A 20,661-nucleotide genomic window follows, 5' to 3' on the forward strand; every position below is an offset into this window, starting at 1 on the left:
GGTCAGCAGTACCGGTCGACGGTGCGCGGACCGGGCGCGGCGCGGCCGGTGGGAGATCGGGATGTCGGGTCGTGGGCAGGCCCGGTGGCCGCCTCCACCGGCCGGAGCGGGTCGCGGCCGGCGGGGGTGGACACCCTCAAGGTGCTGCTCGTCGCGGGGGTGATCGTGGCCCACGCGACGTGGCCTGGACCGGGCTGCCCACCTGGGTGTCCACCGGACCCCCGGTGCGCGAGCCGCTGCTGACGGTGCTCGCGACGGCGGAGCTGACCGGGTCGCTGTTCGGGATGGCGGCGTTCTCGCTGCTCGCGGGTCCGACTCACCGGGGTCGCCGGCCCGGAATGGCCCGCGGCGGTTCGTCGCCGACCGGACGGTGCGCCTCGGCCGCGTCGCCCGGGAGTGCGCGCGGCCTTCGTCGTCCACCGGGGTGGTGCTCGTCGGGCTGGTGGTCGGCACCCGGTTCGTGCCGTTGCCGCCGGAGGCCGAGCTCGCCACCGTCGCCGGGCTCGGTGTCGGGCTGTCGTTCGGGATCGGTGCGCTGCTGGTCCGGGTGCCCGGGGTGGCGCGGGTCGTGTGACGGCGCGCGGGATCCGTCGCCTCCGGGTCCCGGTCCGTGGCCGTCAGGCCGGGCCTCCGGACCCGGGCACCGACGCCCTGCGCGGGACGGGGTCCGGAGCCGCCGGCCGGCGGCGGACCGGCACGGCGTGCAGCCGGCCCGCGTCGGAGAGCACGACGACCTCGTCGGCCGGGGTGTCGGCCAGGGCGGCCATGACGTCCTCGGCGGTCCAGACCGGCCCGTCGTCGTCGATGCGGGCCCAGGCCTCGACCCGGCCCCGGGTGCGGTGGGCCACCTCCCGCACGGTCGCCCGGTCGGCCGGGCCCACGAGGAGCACGAACGCCGGCCCGGTCGCCGCGGCCGGAGCGGGCAGCCGCCGGTGGCCGTCGCGGCGGACCGTCCAGTGGTAGCCGGCGATCGCCGGTGCGCTCAGCAGGACCCCGATCGCGAAGCGCATCCTGCGGGCGGTCTCCGGCCCGACGGTGCCCGGGACGAGGTCGGAGAACAGCAGGTAGGCCGCCACGACGAGCGCGCCGACGGTGGCGACCGCGCCCACGCCGAACAGCACCGACAGGTACACCCGCCGGGTCGGGGACCCGATCTCCCCGGCCGGGTCCGACCGGGCCGCCGCCTGGATCCTGCGCCAGTACAGCCCCCACACCGGCCCGCCGACGGCCAGCAGCGTCACCGCGGCCAGGAGGGTGTTCACGGTGCTCCCGCCGACGAACGCGGAGCCGGCGAGGGTGTCGACGAGCACCGCGACCAGGGTCGTCAGCCCGCCGGCGGCCGCCAGCAGGGCGATCCCCGCCATCAGGTACTCGTGGACGCGGGTGACCTCGGTCCGGGTACCGGCGCCCGACCGCCGCAGCACGGCCTGGTGGTACCACCAGACGAGCACCCCGACGGCCGCCGCCGCGGTCTCGGTGGGCGCGGCGGAGAAGTGCTCGGCGGCGGTGCGGGCCGAGGGCTCGCCGACCAGCCACACGAGACCGGACCAGGCCAGCGCGCTGGCGGCGACGATCGCGCCCACCAGCCCGCCCGCGACCCCGGCGAGCAGGACGTAGCCGAGCCACAGCGGCCCGCGCTCGTCGCGCGCCGCGGTCCGCACCCAGTACACCCACCACACCACCGCGCCCGGGACGGCGGTCGCCAGGCCCTGCAGGATCGGGCTGCCCGCCCCGGCGAGCAGGGTGCCGGTGTCCAGCCCCCACAGGACGCGCAACGCACCCGCCAGGACGCCACCGAGCCCCGTCGCGGCCGTCGCCAGGCCGAGCAGCGATCCGGCCAGGTGGTGCACCCGGGCGGTGCGCGCCGGGGCGAGCCGCCGGTCGATCCACCGGTGCGCGGCCCACATCCCGCCCCACACGATCACCTGCGCCACCGCGGGCCCGCCGTGGGCCTGCAGGCCCACCGCCCAGCGCAGCGCCGACTCGGCCCCGGTCATCGCCATGGCCAGAGCCGTCAGGGCCGCGGCCGTCACGTAGACGGCCCAGCCGGTCGACCGGGCCTCGGCCGGGTCGGCGGCCAGCGTCCGGCGCGACCACAGGGCCATGCCCGCGAACAGCGGGACGCCGATGGCCGTGAACGCCAGGTCGCGGGCCAGCTCCGTCCCGTCGGACCGGGCGAGGGTGGCGCCCTCCAGCACCCTGCCGAGCAGGCCGGCGAGGCCGACCGCGATCACCACCGCCAGCCCGTACAGCAGCAGGTACTGGAAGGCCCGGCGCACCGCGTGCCCGTCCGACGGGGTGTCGCGGCCGGTCGCGGTGCCGTGGGCGGCGAGCGCGACGAGGACGAGCAGGACGACCGGGACCAGGAGCGCGCCGGCCACCTCAGCCCGCCGTCCCGCACCCGGCGGCCGGCCAGGGCTCCCCGGTGAGCAGCCAGGTCCCGTCGTGGCGGGCCAGCCGCAGCACGTGCTGCTCGAAGGTCTCCGTCCCGCCGAACAGGTCGCCCGACGGCAGTGCCGCGTCGACGTCGACCCGGGCCGTGTCGCCGGTGACCCGGACCTCCCGGAGGGTGACCCGGACGTCGACGGGCAGGGCCGCGCGGTCCAGGTCCGCGACCGCGCAGGGGCTCCCCGGGGCCAGCAGCCCCGCCGCCCGGTCGGCGTCACCGTGGAGCACGGCGTCCAGGTAGGCCTGGACGGTGCCCTCCGGGGTCGCCGGGTCGTAGCCGGGGCCGCTCCGCTGGGCGATGACGACCCCCGCCAGCGTCGCGACGAGGGCGACCGCGGCCAGCGCGAGCAGCAGGACGCGGTTCGGTCCGCGGGTCGCGGCGTCCGGTCCCGCGGGCCGGGGCCCGGGACGGTCGGTGTCGGTCATGGCGCTCCCGCCTCGGGCCGGCGGTCCGGCCAGGGTCCGGGCCGGGGCCGCATGCCCCGTCCCGTCGGTGACCGCGGGACCGGCCACGCGGCGTTCACGGTCGCCGCGACCGGGGTCGTCGCGGCGTCCCCGGGCCGGCGCCACACGGTGCGCTGGGCATCGTGGTCGTCGCCGGGCCGGGACCTCACCGCCCCGGCCGTGGGGTCGGTGGCGGAGGCGGCTGCGGCCGCCCGTTCCCGGTGCACATGGCCTCATCCCAGCCCGGCCCGGTCCGCCCCGGCAGGGTCCTTCGGCCCCCGTGTCCGGACATCCGTCCCTCGGACCGGCCGCACCGCGGCGGCAGTGCGCGCAAGCGCCCTCCGGTCGCCGCCCGGAACCGTCGTGCCGCGCGACCGGGGGCGATCGTCCTGCACCGCGTGCGGCACGCCCTCCTGCCGGTCGCGGCCACTGCTGCTTGCGCATCCGGTCCATCTCGCGCCGAAGGCGGTGCTCGGTGACGGGGTCGGGCCCGTAGGCGTCCCACGCGTGCACCGCATCTCCTGCTCCGACAGCGGAGACCCAGCCTGCTGCGCGGGATGCGGACCGTCCCCGCCGGGCGGCGCCCTCCCGGGGCGGACCGGTGGGCGTCGGGCGGCCGTGCGCCGCGACGAGCTCACGTCGTGGATGGGGACGGTCGCCTCGCGATCGTCGGCGCGGCCCGGCGCGACGACCGGGGACGCCGGGACGACCCGCCGGGCCCGGGGGCGCCCGGCTGGACCTCGCGGCCGGCCGGCGGACCGCGGTGCCCTGCCCTCCCGGCCCCGCCCGCTCGGGCGGACGTCGGGCGCCGTGACCTCCGGCGGGGAGGGCCGGGCCGTCCGCCCCTGCCCGCCTCCGGTCCGGCGGGATGACGATCCGGGTGACCGACCGCTGCCCCCCGCACCGAGGAGCCCCGATGACCAGCACCGCGCGCCGCGCCCGGCCGACCGACACCGTCCGCTCGATCATGGTCGAGGGCCCGGCGACCGTGGGGCCGGGGGACTCGCTGCTGGCGGTCGCCGAGCAGCTGGTGGCGGGCGAGATCGGGGCCGTGCTGGTGCGGGCGCCGGGTGGACCGGTCGGCCTGCTGTCCGAGCGCGACCTCGTCACCGCGTTCGTCTCCGGTGGTGACCTCGGTACCGAGCAGGCCGGTGACGTCATGACGGCCGACCTGGTGACCGCCGGGATCGACGAGACGATCGCGTCCGCGGGCCGGCGGATGGACGAGGCGGGTGTCCGGCACCTCCCGGTCCGCGACGGGGAGGCCGTTGTCGGGCTGGTGGCGCAGCGGGACGTGCTCGCGGTGCTGCTCGGGGCGCTCGACGGGTGAAGGCCCACCCGGCGGCGGTGTGCCGCCGACGGCCGTCAGGGCCGGGGACGGCCGCCCCTGGCGGCCGGGACGTCGTTGGCGACGTCGAGGTCGTGCAGGAGCCGGTCCAGCCGCGCATCCGTCAGGGGGCGTCCGGTGGCGGTGGCCGGTGCGTCGGCGCTCCCGGGGTCGTGCGGGTGCGGCTCCGTCGGGCCGGCGCCGGTGGCGTTCCGGTGCACCGGGGCCTCCGCGGCGAACTCGCGGAACGCGGCGAAGGCGCGCGGCCCGAACACGGTGGCGGGTCCGCCGTTCATGAGGATGGCGACGCCCATCGCCTCGGGCACCTCTCCGGCCGTTGCGCCGCTGCTCGCCGCCCCCTCGGCGTGGGCGGCGATGCAGCCGTCGCACTCCCTGGTCACGGCGATCGTGAGCGCGATGCGCTCCGTGGTGCTCGTGCCCAGCGCGCCCGGTTCGAGGACGGGCCCCGGGTCGGAACCCCTTCTCCGCCAGCCTCCGGCTTCCCGGGGGGGCGGGCGCACGAGGCTTCGGAGCAGAGGATCAGGGGTCGGACGACCCGGCGGCGAGGGTCCTCCGGCCGGAACGCGGCGCATACCCCTGGGGGTTCACTGGCAGGGGGCGGGACGAGCCGAGGAGGGCACGTGTTCTTCACGCAGCACTACCTGGAGTGCCTGTCGCGGGCGTCGTACGTGATCGGCGACGAGGCGACGGTGCAGGCCCGTCACATCCCGTCGGCCGAGCTGTCCCGCCGGTCCGCGGAGATCCCTCCCGGACGGCCGGTCGTCTACTGCGCGGGCGGGTACCCGTCCGCGACCAGGCTGCTCCGGTGCGAGGGCTGGACCGACGTCGACCTGGTGGGCGGCCACGACGCCCGGGTCGCACAGCCGTACGCCGAACGCACGACCGATGATCGAGAGAGGACCCACCGATGAGCCTGCACCTGGGCGACCTCGCCCCCGACTTCACCGCGGACACCACCCGCGGCCCGATCCGGTTCCACGAGTGGCTCGGCGACTCGTGGGGGATCCTGTTCTCCCATCCCGCCGACTTCACGCCGGTCTGCACGACCGAGCTGGGTGCGGTGGCCCGCCTCGGCCCCGAGTTCGCGGCGCGCGGCGTCAAGGTCATCGGCCTGTCCGTCGACCCGGTGGAGTCCCACCTGCGCTGGGAGGCCGACGTCGCCGCGACGCAGGGCAACCCGATCGACTTCCCGATGATCGCCGACGTCGACCGGCGGGTGTCCGAGCTCTACGACATGATCCATCCGGGGGCGAGCGACGTCGCCACCGTGCGGACGGTCTTCGTGATCGGCCCGGACAAACGGGTCCGGCTGAGCCTGAGCTACCCGATGTCCACCGGACGCAACTTCGACGAGATCCTCCGCGCCGTCGACAGCCTCCGGCTGACCGAGTCGTGGCCCGTCGCGACGCCCGCCGACTGGCGCCCCGGTGAGGACGTGATCATCGGGCTGGGCATCGACGCGATCGAGGCCGCGTCGCTGTTCCCCGGCCACCGGGTCGTCACCCCGTACCTGCGCTACACCGAGTGCCCGGCCGTGGCCCCGGCGGCCCGCTGACCCCGGGCCCGCGTGGTGGTCTCCGGCTCGGGCGACCACCACGGTGGCGAGCACGACGTCCTGCGGCGTGCCGGTGAGGGCGCCGCGTCGGTGACCGTCCACTCCTGGGCCATCATCGAGCAACGGAGGAACCACGTGTGTCAGCGGGCGATGTGCCGGACGTGCGGACTGGCCACCTACCGCGGGTGCGGTCAGCACGTCGAGCAGGTGCTGACCGGGGTGCCGGCGGCGCAGCGCTGCCGCTGCGCGCCCGCCCCGAGGTCGGGTGGCGGGTGGCGGCGGTGGTTCCGCCGCTCCTGACCGCGCGCCCGTCACCCGCGCACGACCGTCACGGGGCAGGGGGCCCGCCGGACGCAGCGCCGCCCGACCGGGCCGACCCCCCGGTGCGAGCCGACGACGAGCAGGTCGCCTCCGGCGGCGGCGCGCAGGAGCACCTCGACGGGTCGTCCCGCGACGGCACGCACCGTCACGGGCGGGTGGGGGGCGGGCAGGTCGGCCAGCACCTGCTCGACCACGGCCGCGACGTGGTCCCGCACCGACTCCCGCAGCACCTGCGCGAGCGCGCCGGGCCGGCCGAGCGGTGCGCCGCCGAGGACACCGGGCGGCAGGTCGGGGTCCGGGAAGGCGGTGACCACCTCGACGGCGGCCCCGGTCCGCGCGGCCGCGGCCACCGCGTGGCGCAGCGCGGCCCGCCCGCCCGCCGTGTCGTCCACGCCGACGACGATCGTGCCGGGTGCTCGCATCTCGGCTCCCTCCGTGCGCCCCGATGGTCCCGCCGGCCCGCGCCGCCGACCACCGGCCGGGAGACCCTCCGCGGCCGCCGGTGGTCCCGTTCCGGTCCGGCACCCGCCGCGCGTCACGACCGCGTCGCCGCCAGCCACCCGGTCACGAGAGCGGCCAGCCGGTCGGGCACCTGCAGCTGCGGCACGTGCCCGACACCGGGCAGCTCGACATAGCGCCAGCCGCGGTTGCGCCGGGCGGCGTCGCGGGCCGCGGCCACCGGCACGAGCCGGTCCCGGTCACCGTGCACCAGCAGCACCGGGACGGTGACCGAGGACATCGCGGCCCGGTAGGGACGGGCGAAGGTCAGCACCCAGGCCAGCGACCGGGACGCCGAGAGGAACGCGCGGTCCATCCCCGCGACGTCGGCCCGCCGCTCGACCAGCGCGACCGACCGCGCGACGAGCTCGGGTGGCAGCGCGGCCGGGTCGAGCCCGCACAGCCGCAGCGTCGCGTGCACCAGCTCGCGCGGGCCCAGGCGCCGGTGCCTGCCGCGCATGAGCCGCTCGCCCACCCCGGGCAGCGCGTAGGTCAGGAAGGCCCCCCCGACGACCGCCTCCCGCGGGCCCGAGGCCCGTAGCGGCAGCGGCAGCGCCGGGTCGAGCAGCACCAGGCCGCTGACCAGCTCCGGGGCGCGGACGGCCAGCAGGATCGAGATCATGCCGCCCATCGAGTTGCCGACCAGCACCACCGGTCCGTCGGCGACGCGCCGCACGAAGCTCTCCAGCACCCGGACGTTGGCCGGCACCGTCGCGGGCCGCTCCCCGGGCTCGCTGAGCCCGAACCCCGGCAGGTCGACGGCCAGCACCCGGCCCGTCGGGGTGAGCAGCGGCGCGAACAGCTCCCAGTTGAGATGCGACCCGCCGAGGCCGTGCACGAGCACGAACGTCGGCCCGCCGGGGCGGCCGCCGAAGTCGACGTAGTGCACGGGCCCGCCGACGTCGATGCGGCGGTCGCGGCCGTCGGCCACCGCTCCCGGGACGGGCGGCTCCGCGCCGCTCACGTCCGGCTGCCCGCGGTGGCGGCGGCCACCAGCTCGGTGGGTTTCCCGGCGATGCCGCGGGCCAGCACGTCGACGTCGGAGGCCGCATCGCGGTCGCCGGTGACGCCGAAGGCGATCCGGTCGAGGTAGGTGGAGATCGACACCCCGACGCGTGCGGACGAGGCGATCGGCACGTACGGGCTGATCTCCACCAGCCGCCCGCCGAGCGCGTGGAGGGGGGTCCGCCGCCCGGGCACGGTGGCCAGTTCGACGCTCACGACGGTGTCCTCTCCTCAGGGGTGCACCGGGCGGCGGCGAGCCGCGCCGGATCGGGTCCGACGGCGCCGGCGGGTGGGCCGGCCCGTCACGGGGTCAGGGCCCACGGGTGTCCGCCGCGTGCCCCGGCCGGTGGAGCGGACGGCGCATTGCGCACGGTCACCGCGAACTGGACGCCCTCGAACACGCCCTCGAGCCAGCCGACGAGCTGGGCCTGGGCGATCCGCAGCTCGGCGTCGGACACCGTGGCCCCGGTGACCAGCGGCGGGACGATCTCCTCGAACTCCGTGCGCAGCTCTGCGGGCAGGATCTCCTCCAGCTCGGCCACGGCCCGCCCGTAGACCGCCGCGAGCCGCTGCCTGCCCCGGTCGTCCAGCGGCATCGCGTGGATCTCCTCGAGCATCTGCTTGATCATGGAGCCGATCCGGAGGAGCCTGGGCGGGTCCGGTACCGCGGGCGGGGCCGCGTCGCCGCTCATCGCGCGCCCCGGGACCGGTGGGCGCCGACGGCACCCGCGAACAGGGTCACCAAGCCGGTCGTGATCACGATCGACGGCAGCACCATCGACCAGCGCAGGGACAGCAGGTCGAGCTCCTGCAGGAACAGGGCGAGGCCGGCGAGCAGGAAGCCGGCCGCCGCGCCGAGGACGGGTGCGGGGTGGTCAGGAGCGCTCACGGGTCACCTCCACCTCGCCCGCACCGACGCCGATCTCCACCGCGACGGGCGCATCCCCGGTGCCCGGGGCCGTCCAGTCCAGGTCGACGCCCTGCCCGATCGCGACGCCGTCGGCGACGATCGTGCCCATCACGACGGTGCTGTGCACGCGGACCGGGGTCTCGGCGGGCAGCCGCAGCACGACCCGGCCGGCGCCGACGGCCACCTCGAGCCGGCCGGTCGAGGGCAGCGCCGTGCCGGTGAGGTCGACGGTCACCGTCCCCGCGGAGATCCGGGTCGGTGCGGGCCAGCCGGTCGTCGACGGGACGATCGTGCGGTCGCCGACCGGGCCGGCGAAGCGCCCGGCCCCCGCTCCCACCGCGACCGCCGCCACGAGGAGCACGAACCCGATCACGACGACGTCGGCGCGGCCGGTGCCGCCGGCCAGGCTCAGCAGCAGCACCACCCCGACGACGACGAGGCCGGCGGACGGGAGCAGGTTCCACGGCACCGGGACGGACACGCCGTCGAGCAGCCAGCCCACGCCTCCCGTGGTGAGCAGCAGGCCGAGCACGATCCGGCCCCAGCGCGGACCGGGGCGGCGGTCGTCGGCGGGGTCCGCGCTGGGCCGCCGCACGCTCTCCGGGGAGGTGGCCGGTGTCATCGACATCGCGGTCACCGCCGGGCCGAGATCAGCACGAGGACGCCCGCGGCGGCCACCACCAGCGGCCAGAACATCCCGGCGCCGAAGCCGGGCATCCATTGGCGCAGTATCAGCAGGGCCCCGAGACCGACGAGGGCGGCCCCGACCGTGATCGCCACGTCGTGCCGGTTCGCCCGGGTCGGCGCACGCTCGGGCTCGTCGTCCGTCGCGTCCGGGATGACGATCCAGGCCAGCAGGTAGGCCAGCACGCCGACGCCGCCGGACAGGGCGAGGGCCACCGCGGCGATGCGCAGCAGCACGGGGTCGACGTCGAGGTAGCGGGCGATGCCTCCGCACACCCCGCCGACCATGCGGTCGCGGCGGGAGCGGCGCAGCCGCCGGTCGACGGGTGCGACCGGGCCGGCTGCGGGCGGGTGGGGCGATTCGTCGTGTGGAGCGGTCACGGTTCCTCCTCGGAGCGGTCAGGGGGCCTCGACCCGGGTACGGGCGGGGCCGGGGACGGTGCTCGGCCGGTCCAGCCGGACGGCCGAGGGTGGGGGGAGGGCGGGACCGGTGCACCGCTCCAGCGGGAAGCGGTCCTCGTCCATGCCGACGACGGCCACCGTGACGGGGGCGGTCCGGGCCACGGCCTCCGACGTCGAACCCGGTCCGGGCCCCGGGTGGCCGTCGGATCCCCGGTGCCCGACGACCAGCAGCGCGCAGTCGCGCCCGAGGTCGGTCAGGATCTCGACCGGGTCGCCGTCGCGGACGACGGTGCGCACGGCCAGACGGGGCGCCACCGACCGCGCGAGCTCGCGGGCGTCGTCGACGATGCTCTCGGCGAGCAGCGGCCCGTCCGGCCGGGTCCCGGTGACGTGGGCGATCGTGAGCGGGAGGCCGCGCCGGCTCGCCTCCGCGGCCGCCCAGGCGACGGCGAGCATCGACGCGGCGGAGCCGTCTGCGCCGGCGACAACGGGCCGGGCCGGACCGGTCATGGTGCTCCCTCCGGGCGCTGCCGAGGCGCCGGTCTGCCGCTGGGGCCCGGTGGCCCCGCCCGACCATCGTGGGCGGCCCGGGTCGCGGGCAGCAGGGTCGTCCGGCCGGGGAGGCCGGGGCCGGTGGGCCCGCGGCGCGGTCCGCCGGACCGGCTCGGCCGGGTGCAAGGGCCGGGCGGCCCCTGCCGGGCGGTCCGTTCGCGCGCCACGTCGGACCACCCGGCCCGGGCGGCGGGCCGCCGTCGGGGCGTGGGATCGCAGCACGGGAACCGCAGCGGGAGGACGGTCGTGACGGAGCAGCGTGGACGGAGCTCGGGTGCGGTACGGCCGGTGGTGTCGTCGCTGGTGCTGCTCGCCGTGGCCGGACTACTGGTCGGGTGCGCCGCCGGACCGAATCCGCAGCTCGTCGCCGTGCCGGAGGCCGCCGGGTTCTGGCTCGGCCTGTGGCACGGCCTGATCCTGCCGGTCACCTTCGTCGTGTCGCTGTTCACCGACGCCGTCAGCGTCTACGAGGTGCGCAACTCCGGCGGCTGGTACGACTTCGGCTTCGTCGCCGGCGTGGCCGTGGCCTTCTCCGGTCCCGTCTCGAGCGGCCGGGCCGTCCGCCGCCGCTGACTCCCCGGGGAGCCCGTCGAGCCACCCGCCCACCAGCCGCGCGACGGTCGCCGGCTCCTGGAGCTGGGGCAGGTGTCCCGCCCCCGGCAGCTCGACGTAGCGCCACGCCGGGTGCTGCGCGGCCACGGCCCGAGCCGCGGAGACGGGCACCAGCGCGTCCCGGTCGCCGTGCAGGAGCAGGACCGGCACCCGGACGGCCCGCCGCGCCGTGCGGTACCGGCGCGCCCGCAGCAGGGCCCAGGCCAGCGACCGCGACGCGGAGAGGAACGCCCGGTCCATCCCGGCGACGTCGAACCGGCCGGCGGCGAGGGCGACCGACCGCTCGACGAGGTCGGGCGGCAACCGGGCCGGGTCGACCCCGCACAGCCGCAGCGTGTCGTGCACGGTCCGGCGCGGCCCCCGCCTGCGCCGTCGCGCGGCCCGGACGCGCTCGCCGACGCCGGGGACCGCGTGCAGCAGCAGCTCCACCGCCGCGGCCGGGGACCGGAGCACCCGCGACGGCGCGGGCAGCGCCGGGTCGAGCAGCACGAGGCCGCGCACCAGTCCGGGGGAGCGGGCCGCGAGCAGCACCGCCACGAGGCCGCCCATCGAGTTGCCGACGAGCACGACCGGCGGGCGGGTGCGGGTGCGGACGAACGCCTCCAGCACGCCGACGTTGCGGTCGACCGTCGCCGCCCGGCCGCTCGGGGCACTGAGCCCGAAGCCGGGCAGGTCCAGGGCGAGGACGTGGCCGTGAGCGGTGAGCCGGGGTGCGAGCAGGTCCCAGTTCAGGTGGGAGCCGCCGAGCCCGTGCACCAGGACGATGTCGGGGCCCGACCCGCCGAAGTCGACGTGGTGGATCGCGCCGGCCGGCCGCTCAGGCACCGGGGACCGGCCGTTGCGCCGGGGGCCGGGCGCGGTCCCGCCGCCGGGAGACGACCCGGCCGAGCCCGAAGCACACCCACAGGGCCGCCGCCGCGACCAGGGGCGCCTTCACCTCCGCCGGCAGGTCGAGCGGGCGCAGCAGCACGGCGAGGCCGATGAGGACCGGGCCCTGCACCACGAACGCGGGGAACGCGGCCCTGGCGAGGGCCGTGGCGCGCGGACCGGCCCCGAGGCCGTGGTGCCCGGCCAGCCCGACCAGCCACACCGACCCGGCGACCACCAGCACCGCCTCGGCGGCGGCGGTCGCGAGCGCCGCCGCGTTCCAGCCGCCCAGGTAGGGCCCCGCGTCGCGCGCGACGTCGCGCACCCCCGAGGCGAGTGCCGCGACCGGCAGCAGCACCAGCACGGCGAGCACGGCCACCCCGCAGCCGCGGCGGATCCGGTCGGGCACCTGCGCCACCCACCCGCGCCGGGCCGCGGCCACCCCGAGGACGAACATGCCCGCGCACTGCGGCCACTGCCACAGGTGCAGGTCACCGACCTGCCCGCTGCGCGCCGAGAACACCAGCCGGACCACGAACGAGACCAGCGCGACGGCGACGGCGGCGCCGCCCAGGTGCGCCGCGGTGAGCGGGCGCGGCGCGGCGGCCGGCGGCCCGGACAGGCGGTACCACGCCGCGAACGCCACCGAGTACACCAGCAGCACCAGCGCGAACCAGAGCGAGCCGGAGTCCAGCAGCGGTTGGCGGTGGGTGAGGACCCAGAGGAAGGACACGTCGCGCCCGGCCGCGGTGTAGGCCAGCCAGACCGAGGCGGGCCAGACGAGCAGCGCGGACGCGGCCCACGGCAGGCCCAGCCGCAGCATGCGGCTGCGCACGTAGGCGCCCGCGCCGTGCCGGGCGAGCGCCGACTCGGTGAGCAGCCCGGAGACGAAGAAGAACACGCCGATCACGAACAGGCCCGTCGGGCCGAGCAGCGCGACCAGCACCAGCTCGGCCGCGGGGGTGAACGTCACCTCGTGGACCTCGTCGTAGGCCCAGCCGCCCACGGCCGAGTAACCCATCAGGGCGTGCCCGGCGATGACCCAGGCCACCAGTACCGTGCGCAGTGCGTCCAGGTGCGTGGCGTGGGGTCGCGTGTCGTGGTGCAGCACCCGGCCAGCCTCCGCGGCGCGTCGACGGTGATCCAGGGTCGGTGGACCCGACCGGGCACGTCCGGAGAGCCCGGGACGACCGGCCGCAGGGGAACCGCTCACGGGTGGCCGGGGACGACCAGCACCGGACACGGCGCGTGGCACAGGGCGCTGCGGACGACCGGGCCGAAGGGCTGCAGCGGGTCGCGGCGGGCACAGCCCAGTACGAGCAGGCCCGCGCCGAGGTCCGCACCGACCTCCGCGCCGACGATCTCGTGCGGCCACCGGCGCACCAGGCGGACCTCGACCGGGATCCCCGTGCGGCCGAGCACGTCGGCGGACTCGTCGAGCAGGCGCAGTCCGTGCCGTACGGCCTCGCCCAGCCCCACGCTGCGCTCCCCGAACGACAGCGGCACGGCGTGCACCGCGAGCACGCTGCCGTCCAGGTGGCCGGCCGCCTCCGCGGCGGCGGCGAGCACCGGGCCGTCGGCGGGCAGGTCACGCACGGCCGCGACGACGACGGGGCGCGTGGGCTGCTCCTGGTGGCCGCGGGCCACGAGCAGTGCCCCGCCACCGGCGAGTGCGGCCGCCTGCCGGCCGGGTTCCGGGGCTCCGCGGAGCGGGACCCCGCAGCGTCGGCACCACCGTCGGACCCAGGCGGGCACCCCGGCCGGGCCGCTCGTCACGGTGAGCGCGCCCAGGGTGCTCGTCGTGGTCGCCATGTGACGGTCAGCTCCGCGGACGGGCGAACGCGCGGACCGCCAGCGCACCGGCGACCAGCACCACTGCGACGGCGCTGACCAGGCGGTTCACATCGAGCGCAGGGAGCCACCTGGCCTCCCCGTCGCGCAGCACGACCACGCCGCAGGGGTGGCCGGTCCAGCCGAGCCCGCCGCCCGATCCCTCGCCGGACGGCCGGGCCGGGGCCGTCTCCCCGTCGGCGCGGACCTCGCGTCCCTCACCGCCGCCCGCGCCGCCGCCGACGTGGGACACCGGGATGACCGTGACCCCGTCCACCGTCACCGGCTCGCCGAACACCCGGTTCACCCGCAGTGCGCTCTCGACCCGTTCCACCAGCGCCGTCGTGTCCATGACCTCGTCCCTCCGTCGACCCGGAACCGAGCGTGCCGCGGCGCCGACCGGAGCCGGAAGGGCCGGAGGTCCCGGTGTGCCCGGCGGGGGGCTCTGCCGGGCGCAGGACACCGCGACCGCGACGGGACTCCGGAGTCGATCCGAGGTCGACGGTCCCCCCCGACCGGGTCGGTCGGCCCTGCCGCCTGCGCGATCGCGCCGGGTGGAGTGGGGGTATGACCGGACCGGCCGAGCGCCGCGCCCTGCTCGCCGACGGCGCGAACGTCGCGATCCGCCGGCTGGACGCGACCGACCACCACGCCGTCGAGGCCCTGCACCGCGACCTCCCGCGCGACGACCACTACCTGCGCTTCTTCACCGCCTCCCGGGTGGGCGACGGGCAGGTGGCCGACGTCGTCGTCGCCGGGGACGCGACCGCCGTCGGCGCCTTCCGCGGTGACCGGCTGGTCGGTGTGGCGCACTACCGCCGGGAGCCGGACGGTGTCGCGCCCGAGGTCGCGGTGGCCGTCGCGCACCACGAGCAGCACCGCGGTGTCGCGTCGCTGCTGTTGGAGCACCTGGTGTCCGCGGCCAGGGCGCAGGGCGTCGACCGGCTCGTCGCCGACGTCCTCGCGGTCAACGACGACATGCTCCGTGTGCTGCGCGACAGCGGGCTGCCGATGCACACCGAGCGGGACGGGGACGTGTGCCGGGTCGAGCTCGACCTGCCGTGCTCGACGGAGTCCGGGCCGGACGTCGAGCGCTACCTGGACGCCGTGTCCGAGCGCGCGTCCCGCGCCGATGTGGCCAGCCTGCACCCGCTGCTGGCGCCGCGGTCGGTCGTCGTGATCGGGGCCGGGCGCCGGGCGGGGTCCGTCGGACGCCTCGTGCTGCGCCGGATCGTCGAGAGCGCCTTCACCGGCCCGGTGTTCGCCGTCAACCCGCACTCCGCCGCCGTGGCGGGCGTGCCGTGCGTGCCCCGGGTCGCGGACCTGCCGCGGGACGTCGACCTGGCCGTCCTCTGCGTGCCGGCCGCCGCCGTCCCCGAGGTCGCCGAGCAGTGCGGGCTCCGCGGCGTGCGCGCCCTGCTGGTGATCACCGCGGGCGTCACCGACGACGCCGTGCTCGCCGGGCGCCTCGCCGACACGGTCGCACGGCACGGCATGCGGATGGTCGGCCCCAACTGCCTCGGCCTGGTCAACACCGACCCGGCCGTGCGGCTGCAGGCGAGCTTCGCCGCACCCCTGACCGCCGGGCCGATCGGGCTGGCCGTCCAGTCGGGCGGGGTGCTGATCGCGCTGGCCACCGCGCTGGACCGGCTCGGGCTGGGCGTCTCGACGGCGGTGTCCACCGGCGACAGCGCGGACGTCAACGCCGACGACCTGCTCCTGTGGTGGTCCGCGGACGGGCGCACCCGTGCCGCAGTGCTCTACGTGGAGTCGATGCGGCGCCCCCGCCAGTTCTCCCGGCTCGCCCGCAGGCTGGCCCGGCGCACACCGGTGCTGACCGTCCGGTCGGGCAGCTCGGACGCCGGTCGGCGGGCGGCCGCGTCGCACAGCGCAGCGACCGCGACTCCCCGCGTCGTACGGGATGCGCTCTTCGCCCAGGCCGGGGTGCTGGCCGTCGACGACCTCACCGATCTGGTGGGCCTCCTCGCGCTGCTGCAGGCGCAGCCCCTGCCCACCGGTCCGCGGGTCGCGGTGGTGAGCAACGCGGGCGGGGCGGGGGTGCTCGCCGCCGACGCGTGCGCCCGCCACGGCCTCGACGTCGTTCCGCTCGGGGAACCGACCCGCGCCGTGCTGGGCGGGATGCTGCCGCACACGGCCGCGGTGACCAATCCGGTCGACACCACGGCCACCGTGGCGCCCGGAACGTTCGGCCGCGTCATCGAGGCGGTGCTCGCCGACCCCGCGGTCGACGCGGTCGTCGCGATCTCGGCCGGTACCGCGCTCGGGGATCCGCTCGACGGTCTCGGCGCCGTGCTGGACGGCCGTCCGGCCCGCCCCGTCGTCGCGGTCCGGCTGGGGCAGGCCGAGGCCGTGGCCCGGCCGCACCCGGACGGCCCGCGCCCCGCCGCGTGGACCCCCTCGTTCGCCGATCCCTCCACCGCCGTGCGGGCGCTGGCCGGCGCGGTGCAGCGGGCGCGGTGGCTGGGTCGCCGCCACGCCCCGGCCCCGGTGCCGTCCGGGGTCGACCCCGGGCGGGCCCGCGAGATCGTGGACGCGGTGCTGGCCGACAACCCGGACGGCGGTTGGCTCGACCCGGCACGCGCGGTCGAGCTCGCCCGCGCGGCCGGGCTGCCGCTCGTCCCGACGGCCGTGGTGCACACCTCCGAGGAGGCGGTGCGCCGCTGGGAGGCGTACGGCACGCCGGTGGCGCTGAAAGCGGACGTGGCGGGCGTCGTGCACAAGAGCCGGGCCGGGGCCGTGCGACTGGGCCTGGACTCGCCGCGGAGCATCCGGGTCGGGATGGCCCGATTCCAGGAGGACTTCACCGACCGGCTGCGCGGCGTCGTCGTGCAGCCGATGGCGGCGCCGGGCCTGGAGCTGCTGGTCGGGGTCACCAGCGACCCGCTGTGCGGTCCGCTGGTGACGCTGGGGCTCGGCGGAACCACCACCGACCTCGTCGACGACCGCGCGCACTGCCTGGTGCCGGCGACGGCCGCCGACCTCGACGAGATGCTCGGCGGGCTCCACGCGGCGAGCGGCCTGCTCGACCGCGGCGACGCCGCCGAGCTGCGCCGGGCCGCCGGTGACGCCGTCACGCGGATGGCCTGGCTCGCCGAGCAGCTGCCCGAGCTGGCCGAGGCGGAGATCAACCCGCTGGTATGGGCGGCGGGCGCGGCGCACGCGGTCGACCTGCGGGCCCGGGTCGTTGCCACAGCACCCGAGGATCCCTACCTGCGTGCGCTCCCGACGTGAGACGCGGCGCCCCGGACGGGATCGAGGACACGGCTGTCGACCAGCACCGCAACCTGATCGGCATGCTCTGCACCTCCGTACCCAGCCTCGCCACACCGGGCGTCCGGGGCCACGGGCCGTCGCCCTCCCGGGCGGGCCGTTCTGCGGGGCATCGGTGGGTCGTGCGGCCCGGTGCGGGCGGAGACGGAGGTGGCGGGCGGTGTCCCCGGTCCGCCCGAGCCGGGACCTTCGGTACTGGCCGTGACGTCCCGTACCGCGGAACCGTCACACCAGGACGCACGCCGCACCGGCCCGGAGCCGGGGTACGCCGGTTGCTGCGCGGGACGAGGAGGAGCGTGGACAGCGTGGGTGAACGCATCGTGGTGGGCATGGACGGCTCCGCAGGGGCCCGGGCCGCGCTGGCCCGTGCTGTGCGCGAAGCCGCACGGCGCGAGGGTCGCGTGGAAGTGGTGGCGGCCTACGCGGCGACACCGGGCGCAGCGGTGCCGGACCGTGCGCAGGCGGGCACGTCACCGGTCGACCTGCGCAGCGCCGTGCTCGCCGGTGCCCGGCGGGTCGTGGACGAGGTGGTGGGTGGCATGGACCCGCCCGCCCGGCTGGTCCCGCTCGACGTCGACGCCGTGGCCGGTGAGGCGGCACACGCCCTCGTCGTCCGGTCGCGGGGGGCGGTGATGCTGGTGGTCGGCCACGACGGGCGCGGCCGTATGGAGGACCTTCCGGTCGGTTCGGTCGCCCAGCGCTGCCTGCGTGATGCGACGTGCCCGGTGGTCGTCGTCCCGGCCGGGGCCGACCCGCGATCCGACCCCGGGTGACGGCCGCCGGAGACGCCCGACGGCACCGGACCGACCACCGCTGCGAGCTCCGTGGACCTGGCCGCCGGTTCGCGGCCGTCCGGCGCCCCGGGGAGCCGCATCCCGCGGTTCCTCAGGACCGGCGGGACGGTTCGTTCATGATCAGGTCGGCGACGGGGAGCCGTGGCGTCGCCATGACGGGCCAGCCACGGCCGATGCGCAGCACGACCTGCGGTGGGCGGGTCGCACCGATGAGCATGCGCAGCTGGTCGCGGGGGCCGGGCACCTCGACGATCTGCGAGAGGAACGACACGGCGAGCCCGTCGGCTGTGGCGGCGAGCAGGACCCGCTGCAGAGCCTGGCCGGCCTGCACCTCGGCCCGTTGTCCGCTGAGGTGGGAGGTGAGGACGGCGATGATCGGGTCCTGCTCGAAGTCCTTGCCGGGTACCCGGTCGGGTGCGGAGCCCGCGCTGAAGTCACGCAGGACCCAGCGGTCCTGCGGGGCGGGCTGGGGGCCGCCCGACGAGGCGGGGACGCCGTCGCGTCGATCGGGCCCGGTTCCCGTCCAGCTCTCCAGCTCGTCGGTGAACGCGGGGTCGGCGACCTGCTGCTGATGGGCGAGGACGGCGAGCCGCCGCACCTGGGCGCGGTCACCGGCACTGTCGACGACGTGCAGCCACGCTCCCTCGTCGAGGGCGGCGCGGCGCAGGGCGTACAGCTCCTGCTGGGTGACCGCGGCGTCGGTGAACGGATGGCGGTTGGTGCGCCGCAGCGGGACGGCTCGCAGCAGACGCTGCTGCTCCGGTGTGGCGGCCCGCGTGCCTCCATGGCGGACGGCGGCGATCAGGTCCGGCTGGGCCGGATCGGGGAACAGGGTCACGATCGGCCGGACATGCTGGCCGTGCAGGGCGAGGCGGAGGGTGAACAGGGCGGCCCCACAGGCGATGCGCTGCTCCCGGTCGTCGGGATCGACGGCCGGGAGACGACGCCGCGGATCCGCGTGCAGCTCGATGACGTCCGTGCGCAACCGGAACAGCCAGGGCTGCGCGTTGTGCAGGGACGGGGCTCGCCCCGCCGTCGCGAGGACGTGCTCGACCTGCTCACCGGTGAGGCCGAGGGTCGAGGGGATGTCGGTCATGATCGTGGCGCCCCCGGGTCGTGGAAGGAGTCCGTGCGGGTCGCAGCGGGTGTGCGTCGACTGTCCCCGTGCAGCTCTGGCATCGATACGGACGAACGACCCTTCTCCCGGGGTCATGGGCCTCGGCACACTGGCCGGGTGCGGGAACGCCTCCATCCGGTGACGTTCGTCGGAGAGAGACGAGGAGGACGGCGTTGAACAGCACCGACCCGGATGCCGGGGAACGCCCGGCCATGGCACAGATGCTGTCCGGGCTGCGGCTGGACGAGCTGTTGCGCGAGGTGCAGGACCGGCTGACGGAGATGGCGTCCACGCGCGACCGGATGCAGGGGCTGCTCGACGCGGTGATGGCGGTCGGGGAAGGGCTGGAACTCGACGCGACGCTGCGGCGGATCGTCGAATCGGCGGCCGACCTGGTGGACGCCCGCTACGGCGCGCTCGGAGTGCTCGGCCCCAGCGGCGGGCTCTCGCGATTCCTGCACGTCGGGCTGGACGAGGAGACCCGGGCGGCGATGGGCCCGCTGCCGCAGGGGAAGGGGCTGCTCGGGCAGCTGATCCTCGATCCACGGCCGCTGCGCCTGGCCGACCTCGGAACCCACCGGTCGTCGGTGGGGTTCCCGGCGAACCATCCGCCGATGCGGTCCTTCCTGGGCGTTCCCGTCCGGGTTCGTGACTCGGTGTACGGCAACCTGTACCTCACCGAGAAGGCCGGGGGCGGTGAGTTCACCGCCGCGGACGAGGCGGTCGTGCGGGCGCTGGCCGCGGCCGCGGGGATCGCGGTGCAGAACGCGGACCTCTTCGAGCAGACCCGGCTGCGCCAGCAGTGGCTGGAGGCCTCGGCGGAGATCCGCAGTGAGCTGCTGTCAGGGGCGACGGACGACGACGCACTGCACCTGATCGCGCAGCGCGCCCTGGAGCTCACCGGCTCGGATGCCACGATGATCGTGCTCGGTCCGGAGCCGGACAGCGGGGACTTCACGATCCGGGGCCAGAGCGGGCCCGACCGCGCAGGACTGGTCGGTCGCCACATCAGCGGTGACGACCCGTTGCTCCGTGAGGTGCTGGACAGCCGAGCAGCGGTGCTGGCCCCCACCTCGGGGACGTTGCTCGGCGGCTCGGGCAGCGTGCTGGCGGACTACGGCCCGACCGTGGCGGTGCCCCTGCGGTCGCAGGAGTCGGTGACCGGAATACTGGTGGCGTTGCGCCGACCCGACGGGTCGCCCTTCCTCCCCGGTGAGGTACCGCTGCTCACCTCCTTCGCCGATCAGGCCATGCTGGCCTTGGAGCTGGGTGAGAAGAACCGGGCACTGCGGCAGCTCGACGTGTTCGCCGACCGGGACCGGATCGCGCGCGACCTGCACGATCATGTGATCCAGCGGCTGTTCGCGACCGGCATGCAGGCACAAGGGGCGATGCGGCGCAGCACGGATCCGGACACGCGGGACCGGCTGGCGCACATGGTGGAGGAGCTGGACACGACGGTCCGCGAGATCCGTACCGCCATCTTCGACCTGCACACCGCCGGGGAAGGTCCGGCGGGCGGGTTGAGCAGGAGGCTGTTGGACACCGCAGCAGAGGCGGCGGCCGGCTCCGGGATGGCGCCGTCGGTGCGCATCTCAGGACCGCTCGACGCGCTCGTCCCGCCCGAGATCGGGACGCACGCCGTCGCCGTCGTGCGGGAGGCGGTGAGCAACGTGGTGCGGCACGCCGCTGCGTCGTCGGTGACCGTCACCGTGGAAGCGGGGGAGGATCTGCTGGTCGAGGTGGTCGACGACGGCGTCGGATTCGACCCGGACGCGGCCCGCAGCGGGTTGCGCAACCTGGAGCAGCGCGCGCGGAGTCGCGGTGGCGGGTGCAGCGTGACGCCGGGGCCGGTCCGCGGGACCCGGCTGAGCTGGCGCGTCCCGTTGTGACCTGCTCCGGACGACGGTGCCTCCGGTTGCCGACAGCGGGACAGGGTCCCGCGACGTCCGTACCGGCCGGGGCGTAGGCCCGCGCGCAAGG

General features: G+C 76.9%; 24 protein-coding genes. 8 read left to right on the forward strand and 16 right to left on the reverse strand.

Going from position 1 to position 20,661, the window contains the following annotated elements; translation table 11 throughout:
* Positions 1-370: 370 nt before the first annotated feature.
* Positions 371-574 (forward strand): hypothetical protein, encoded by a 204-nt coding sequence (locus tag I4I81_RS06170; RefSeq protein ID WP_218605157.1) that lies wholly within the window; start codon positions 371-373, stop codon positions 572-574.
* A gap of 43 nt (positions 575-617) precedes the next feature.
* Here the strand turns inward: I4I81_RS06170 and I4I81_RS06175 are convergent, their stop codons facing one another.
* Positions 618-2,381, reverse strand: a complete 1,764-nt coding sequence (locus tag I4I81_RS06175) for a DUF5671 domain-containing protein (protein ID WP_218605156.1) — start codon at positions 2,379-2,381, stop codon at positions 618-620.
* Position 2,382: 1 nt separating this feature from the next.
* Positions 2,383-2,874, reverse strand: coding sequence for a hypothetical protein (locus tag I4I81_RS06180; RefSeq protein WP_218605155.1), 492 nt, complete (start codon positions 2,872-2,874; stop codon positions 2,383-2,385).
* A gap of 934 nt (positions 2,875-3,808) precedes the next feature.
* Here I4I81_RS06180 and I4I81_RS06185 point away from each other — a divergent pair.
* Positions 3,809-4,222, forward strand: coding sequence for a CBS domain-containing protein (locus tag I4I81_RS06185; protein ID WP_218606265.1), 414 nt, complete (start codon positions 3,809-3,811; stop codon positions 4,220-4,222).
* 35 nt (positions 4,223-4,257) lie between these two features.
* Here the strand turns inward: I4I81_RS06185 and I4I81_RS06190 are convergent, their stop codons facing one another.
* The gene (locus I4I81_RS06190; RefSeq protein ID WP_226363781.1) at positions 4,258-4,740 is read right to left on the reverse strand and encodes a carboxymuconolactone decarboxylase family protein; all 483 of its coding nucleotides are present in this window, start codon (positions 4,738-4,740) and stop codon (positions 4,258-4,260) included.
* 120 nt (positions 4,741-4,860) lie between these two features.
* On the opposite strand from I4I81_RS06190, the gene I4I81_RS06195 reads away from it, so the two are divergent.
* From I4I81_RS06195 to I4I81_RS06205, 3 genes are read left to right on the forward strand one after another with little or no spacing between them, the layout of a single operon-like run.
* A complete protein-coding gene (locus tag I4I81_RS06195) occupies positions 4,861-5,151 on the forward strand; it encodes a rhodanese-like domain-containing protein (protein WP_218606267.1) in 291 nt (96 codons plus the stop codon).
* Entirely contained in the window at positions 5,148-5,795 is a 648-nt protein-coding gene (locus I4I81_RS06200; protein WP_218606268.1) for a peroxiredoxin, read from the forward strand. The genes I4I81_RS06195 and I4I81_RS06200 overlap by 4 nt, the downstream gene beginning before the upstream one ends.
* A 12-nt stretch (positions 5,796-5,807) precedes the next feature.
* A complete protein-coding gene (locus I4I81_RS06205) occupies positions 5,808-6,095 on the forward strand; it encodes a DUF8730 family Cys-rich protein (protein ID WP_218606270.1) in 288 nt (95 codons plus the stop codon).
* Between the two features lie 11 nt (positions 6,096-6,106).
* Here the strand turns inward: I4I81_RS06205 and I4I81_RS06210 are convergent, their stop codons facing one another.
* The 12 genes from I4I81_RS06210 to I4I81_RS06265 all read right to left on the reverse strand — a co-directional run bounded on the left by I4I81_RS06210 (position 6,107) and on the right by I4I81_RS06265 (position 13,828).
* The gene (locus I4I81_RS06210) at positions 6,107-6,538 is read right to left on the reverse strand and encodes a universal stress protein (RefSeq protein ID WP_218615878.1); all 432 of its coding nucleotides are present in this window, start codon (positions 6,536-6,538) and stop codon (positions 6,107-6,109) included.
* A gap of 113 nt (positions 6,539-6,651) precedes the next feature.
* Positions 6,652-7,578, reverse strand: a complete 927-nt coding sequence (locus tag I4I81_RS06215; protein ID WP_218606112.1) for an alpha/beta fold hydrolase — start codon at positions 7,576-7,578, stop codon at positions 6,652-6,654.
* Positions 7,575-7,835 (reverse strand): WS/DGAT domain-containing protein, encoded by a 261-nt coding sequence (locus I4I81_RS06220; RefSeq protein ID WP_218606113.1) that lies wholly within the window; start codon positions 7,833-7,835, stop codon positions 7,575-7,577. Before I4I81_RS06220 ends, I4I81_RS06215 begins: the two co-directional genes overlap by 4 nt.
* A gap of 86 nt (positions 7,836-7,921) precedes the next feature.
* A complete protein-coding gene (locus tag I4I81_RS06225) occupies positions 7,922-8,311 on the reverse strand; it encodes a proteasome activator (RefSeq protein ID WP_218606114.1) in 390 nt (129 codons plus the stop codon).
* Positions 8,308-8,508 carry a hypothetical protein gene (locus I4I81_RS06230; RefSeq protein WP_218606115.1) on the reverse strand — a complete coding sequence of 67 codons (201 nt, stop codon included), beginning with the start codon at positions 8,506-8,508 and terminating at the stop codon, positions 8,308-8,310. The genes I4I81_RS06225 and I4I81_RS06230 overlap by 4 nt, the downstream gene beginning before the upstream one ends.
* Positions 8,495-9,157 (reverse strand): cell wall-active antibiotics response protein, encoded by a 663-nt coding sequence (locus I4I81_RS06235; protein WP_218606116.1) that lies wholly within the window; start codon positions 9,155-9,157, stop codon positions 8,495-8,497. Before I4I81_RS06235 ends, I4I81_RS06230 begins: the two co-directional genes overlap by 14 nt.
* A gap of 5 nt (positions 9,158-9,162) precedes the next feature.
* Complete coding sequence (locus I4I81_RS06240) at positions 9,163-9,594, reverse strand: PspC domain-containing protein (protein ID WP_226363782.1); 432 nt, start codon at positions 9,592-9,594, stop codon at positions 9,163-9,165.
* Between the two features lie 18 nt (positions 9,595-9,612).
* A complete protein-coding gene (locus I4I81_RS06245; protein ID WP_218615879.1) occupies positions 9,613-10,125 on the reverse strand; it encodes a universal stress protein in 513 nt (170 codons plus the stop codon).
* A gap of 366 nt (positions 10,126-10,491) precedes the next feature.
* A complete protein-coding gene (locus tag I4I81_RS06250; protein ID WP_218603228.1) occupies positions 10,492-11,604 on the reverse strand; it encodes an alpha/beta fold hydrolase in 1,113 nt (370 codons plus the stop codon).
* Positions 11,597-12,757, reverse strand: a complete 1,161-nt coding sequence (locus I4I81_RS06255; protein WP_218603229.1) for an acyltransferase family protein — start codon at positions 12,755-12,757, stop codon at positions 11,597-11,599. The genes I4I81_RS06250 and I4I81_RS06255 overlap by 8 nt, the downstream gene beginning before the upstream one ends.
* 98 nt (positions 12,758-12,855) lie before the next feature.
* Positions 12,856-13,458, reverse strand: a complete 603-nt coding sequence (locus tag I4I81_RS06260; protein WP_218603230.1) for a universal stress protein — start codon at positions 13,456-13,458, stop codon at positions 12,856-12,858.
* Between the two features lie 7 nt (positions 13,459-13,465).
* Positions 13,466-13,828: a spore germination protein GerW family protein gene (locus I4I81_RS06265; protein ID WP_218603231.1), complete on the reverse strand. Its 363-nt coding sequence runs from the start codon at positions 13,826-13,828 to the stop codon at positions 13,466-13,468.
* Between the two features lie 215 nt (positions 13,829-14,043).
* On the opposite strand from I4I81_RS06265, the gene I4I81_RS06270 reads away from it, so the two are divergent.
* A complete protein-coding gene (locus I4I81_RS06270; protein ID WP_218603232.1) occupies positions 14,044-16,728 on the forward strand; it encodes a bifunctional acetate--CoA ligase family protein/GNAT family N-acetyltransferase in 2,685 nt (894 codons plus the stop codon).
* Between the two features lie 344 nt (positions 16,729-17,072).
* Complete coding sequence (locus tag I4I81_RS06275; RefSeq protein ID WP_218603233.1) at positions 17,073-17,540, forward strand: universal stress protein; 468 nt, start codon at positions 17,073-17,075, stop codon at positions 17,538-17,540.
* Between the two features lie 112 nt (positions 17,541-17,652).
* On the opposite strand, the gene I4I81_RS06280 is transcribed toward I4I81_RS06275, so the two are convergent.
* Positions 17,653-18,657 (reverse strand): Acg family FMN-binding oxidoreductase, encoded by a 1,005-nt coding sequence (locus tag I4I81_RS06280; protein WP_218615880.1) that lies wholly within the window; start codon positions 18,655-18,657, stop codon positions 17,653-17,655.
* Between the two features lie 194 nt (positions 18,658-18,851).
* On the opposite strand from I4I81_RS06280, the gene I4I81_RS06285 reads away from it, so the two are divergent.
* The gene (locus tag I4I81_RS06285; RefSeq protein WP_308187738.1) at positions 18,852-20,570 is read left to right on the forward strand and encodes a sensor histidine kinase; all 1,719 of its coding nucleotides are present in this window, start codon (positions 18,852-18,854) and stop codon (positions 20,568-20,570) included.
* Positions 20,571-20,661 lie beyond the last annotated feature (91 nt).

Origin of the sequence: Pseudonocardia abyssalis (genome assembly GCF_019263705.2) — a bacterium.
Lineage (GTDB): Bacteria > Actinomycetota > Actinomycetes > Mycobacteriales > Pseudonocardiaceae > Pseudonocardia > Pseudonocardia abyssalis.

Excerpts from the sequence above, each read along its gene's own strand:
- I4I81_RS06260 (WP_218603230.1), bottom strand. The coding sequence starts at position 13,458 with ATGGCGACCACGACGAGCACCCTGGGCGCGCTCACCGTGACGAGCGGC.
- I4I81_RS06235 (WP_218606116.1), bottom strand. The coding sequence starts at position 9,157 with ATGTCGATGACACCGGCCACCTCCCCGGAGAGCGTGCGGCGGCCCAGC.
- I4I81_RS06210 (WP_218615878.1), bottom strand. The coding sequence starts at position 6,538 with ATGCGAGCACCCGGCACGATCGTCGTCGGCGTGGACGACACGGCGGGC.
- I4I81_RS06180 (WP_218605155.1), bottom strand. The coding sequence starts at position 2,874 with ATGACCGACACCGACCGTCCCGGGCCCCGGCCCGCGGGACCGGACGCC.
- I4I81_RS06280 (WP_218615880.1), bottom strand. The coding sequence starts at position 18,657 with ATGACCGACATCCCCTCGACCCTCGGCCTCACCGGTGAGCAGGTCGAG.
- I4I81_RS06270 (WP_218603232.1), top strand. The coding sequence starts at position 14,044 with ATGACCGGACCGGCCGAGCGCCGCGCCCTGCTCGCCGACGGCGCGAAC.
- I4I81_RS06265 (WP_218603231.1), bottom strand. The coding sequence starts at position 13,828 with ATGGACACGACGGCGCTGGTGGAACGGGTCGAGAGCGCACTGCGGGTG.
- I4I81_RS06245 (WP_218615879.1), bottom strand. The coding sequence starts at position 10,125 with ATGACCGGTCCGGCCCGGCCCGTTGTCGCCGGCGCAGACGGCTCCGCC.
- I4I81_RS06225 (WP_218606114.1), bottom strand. The coding sequence starts at position 8,311 with ATGAGCGGCGACGCGGCCCCGCCCGCGGTACCGGACCCGCCCAGGCTC.
- I4I81_RS06200 (WP_218606268.1), top strand. The coding sequence starts at position 5,148 with ATGAGCCTGCACCTGGGCGACCTCGCCCCCGACTTCACCGCGGACACC.
- I4I81_RS06185 (WP_218606265.1), top strand. The coding sequence starts at position 3,809 with ATGACCAGCACCGCGCGCCGCGCCCGGCCGACCGACACCGTCCGCTCG.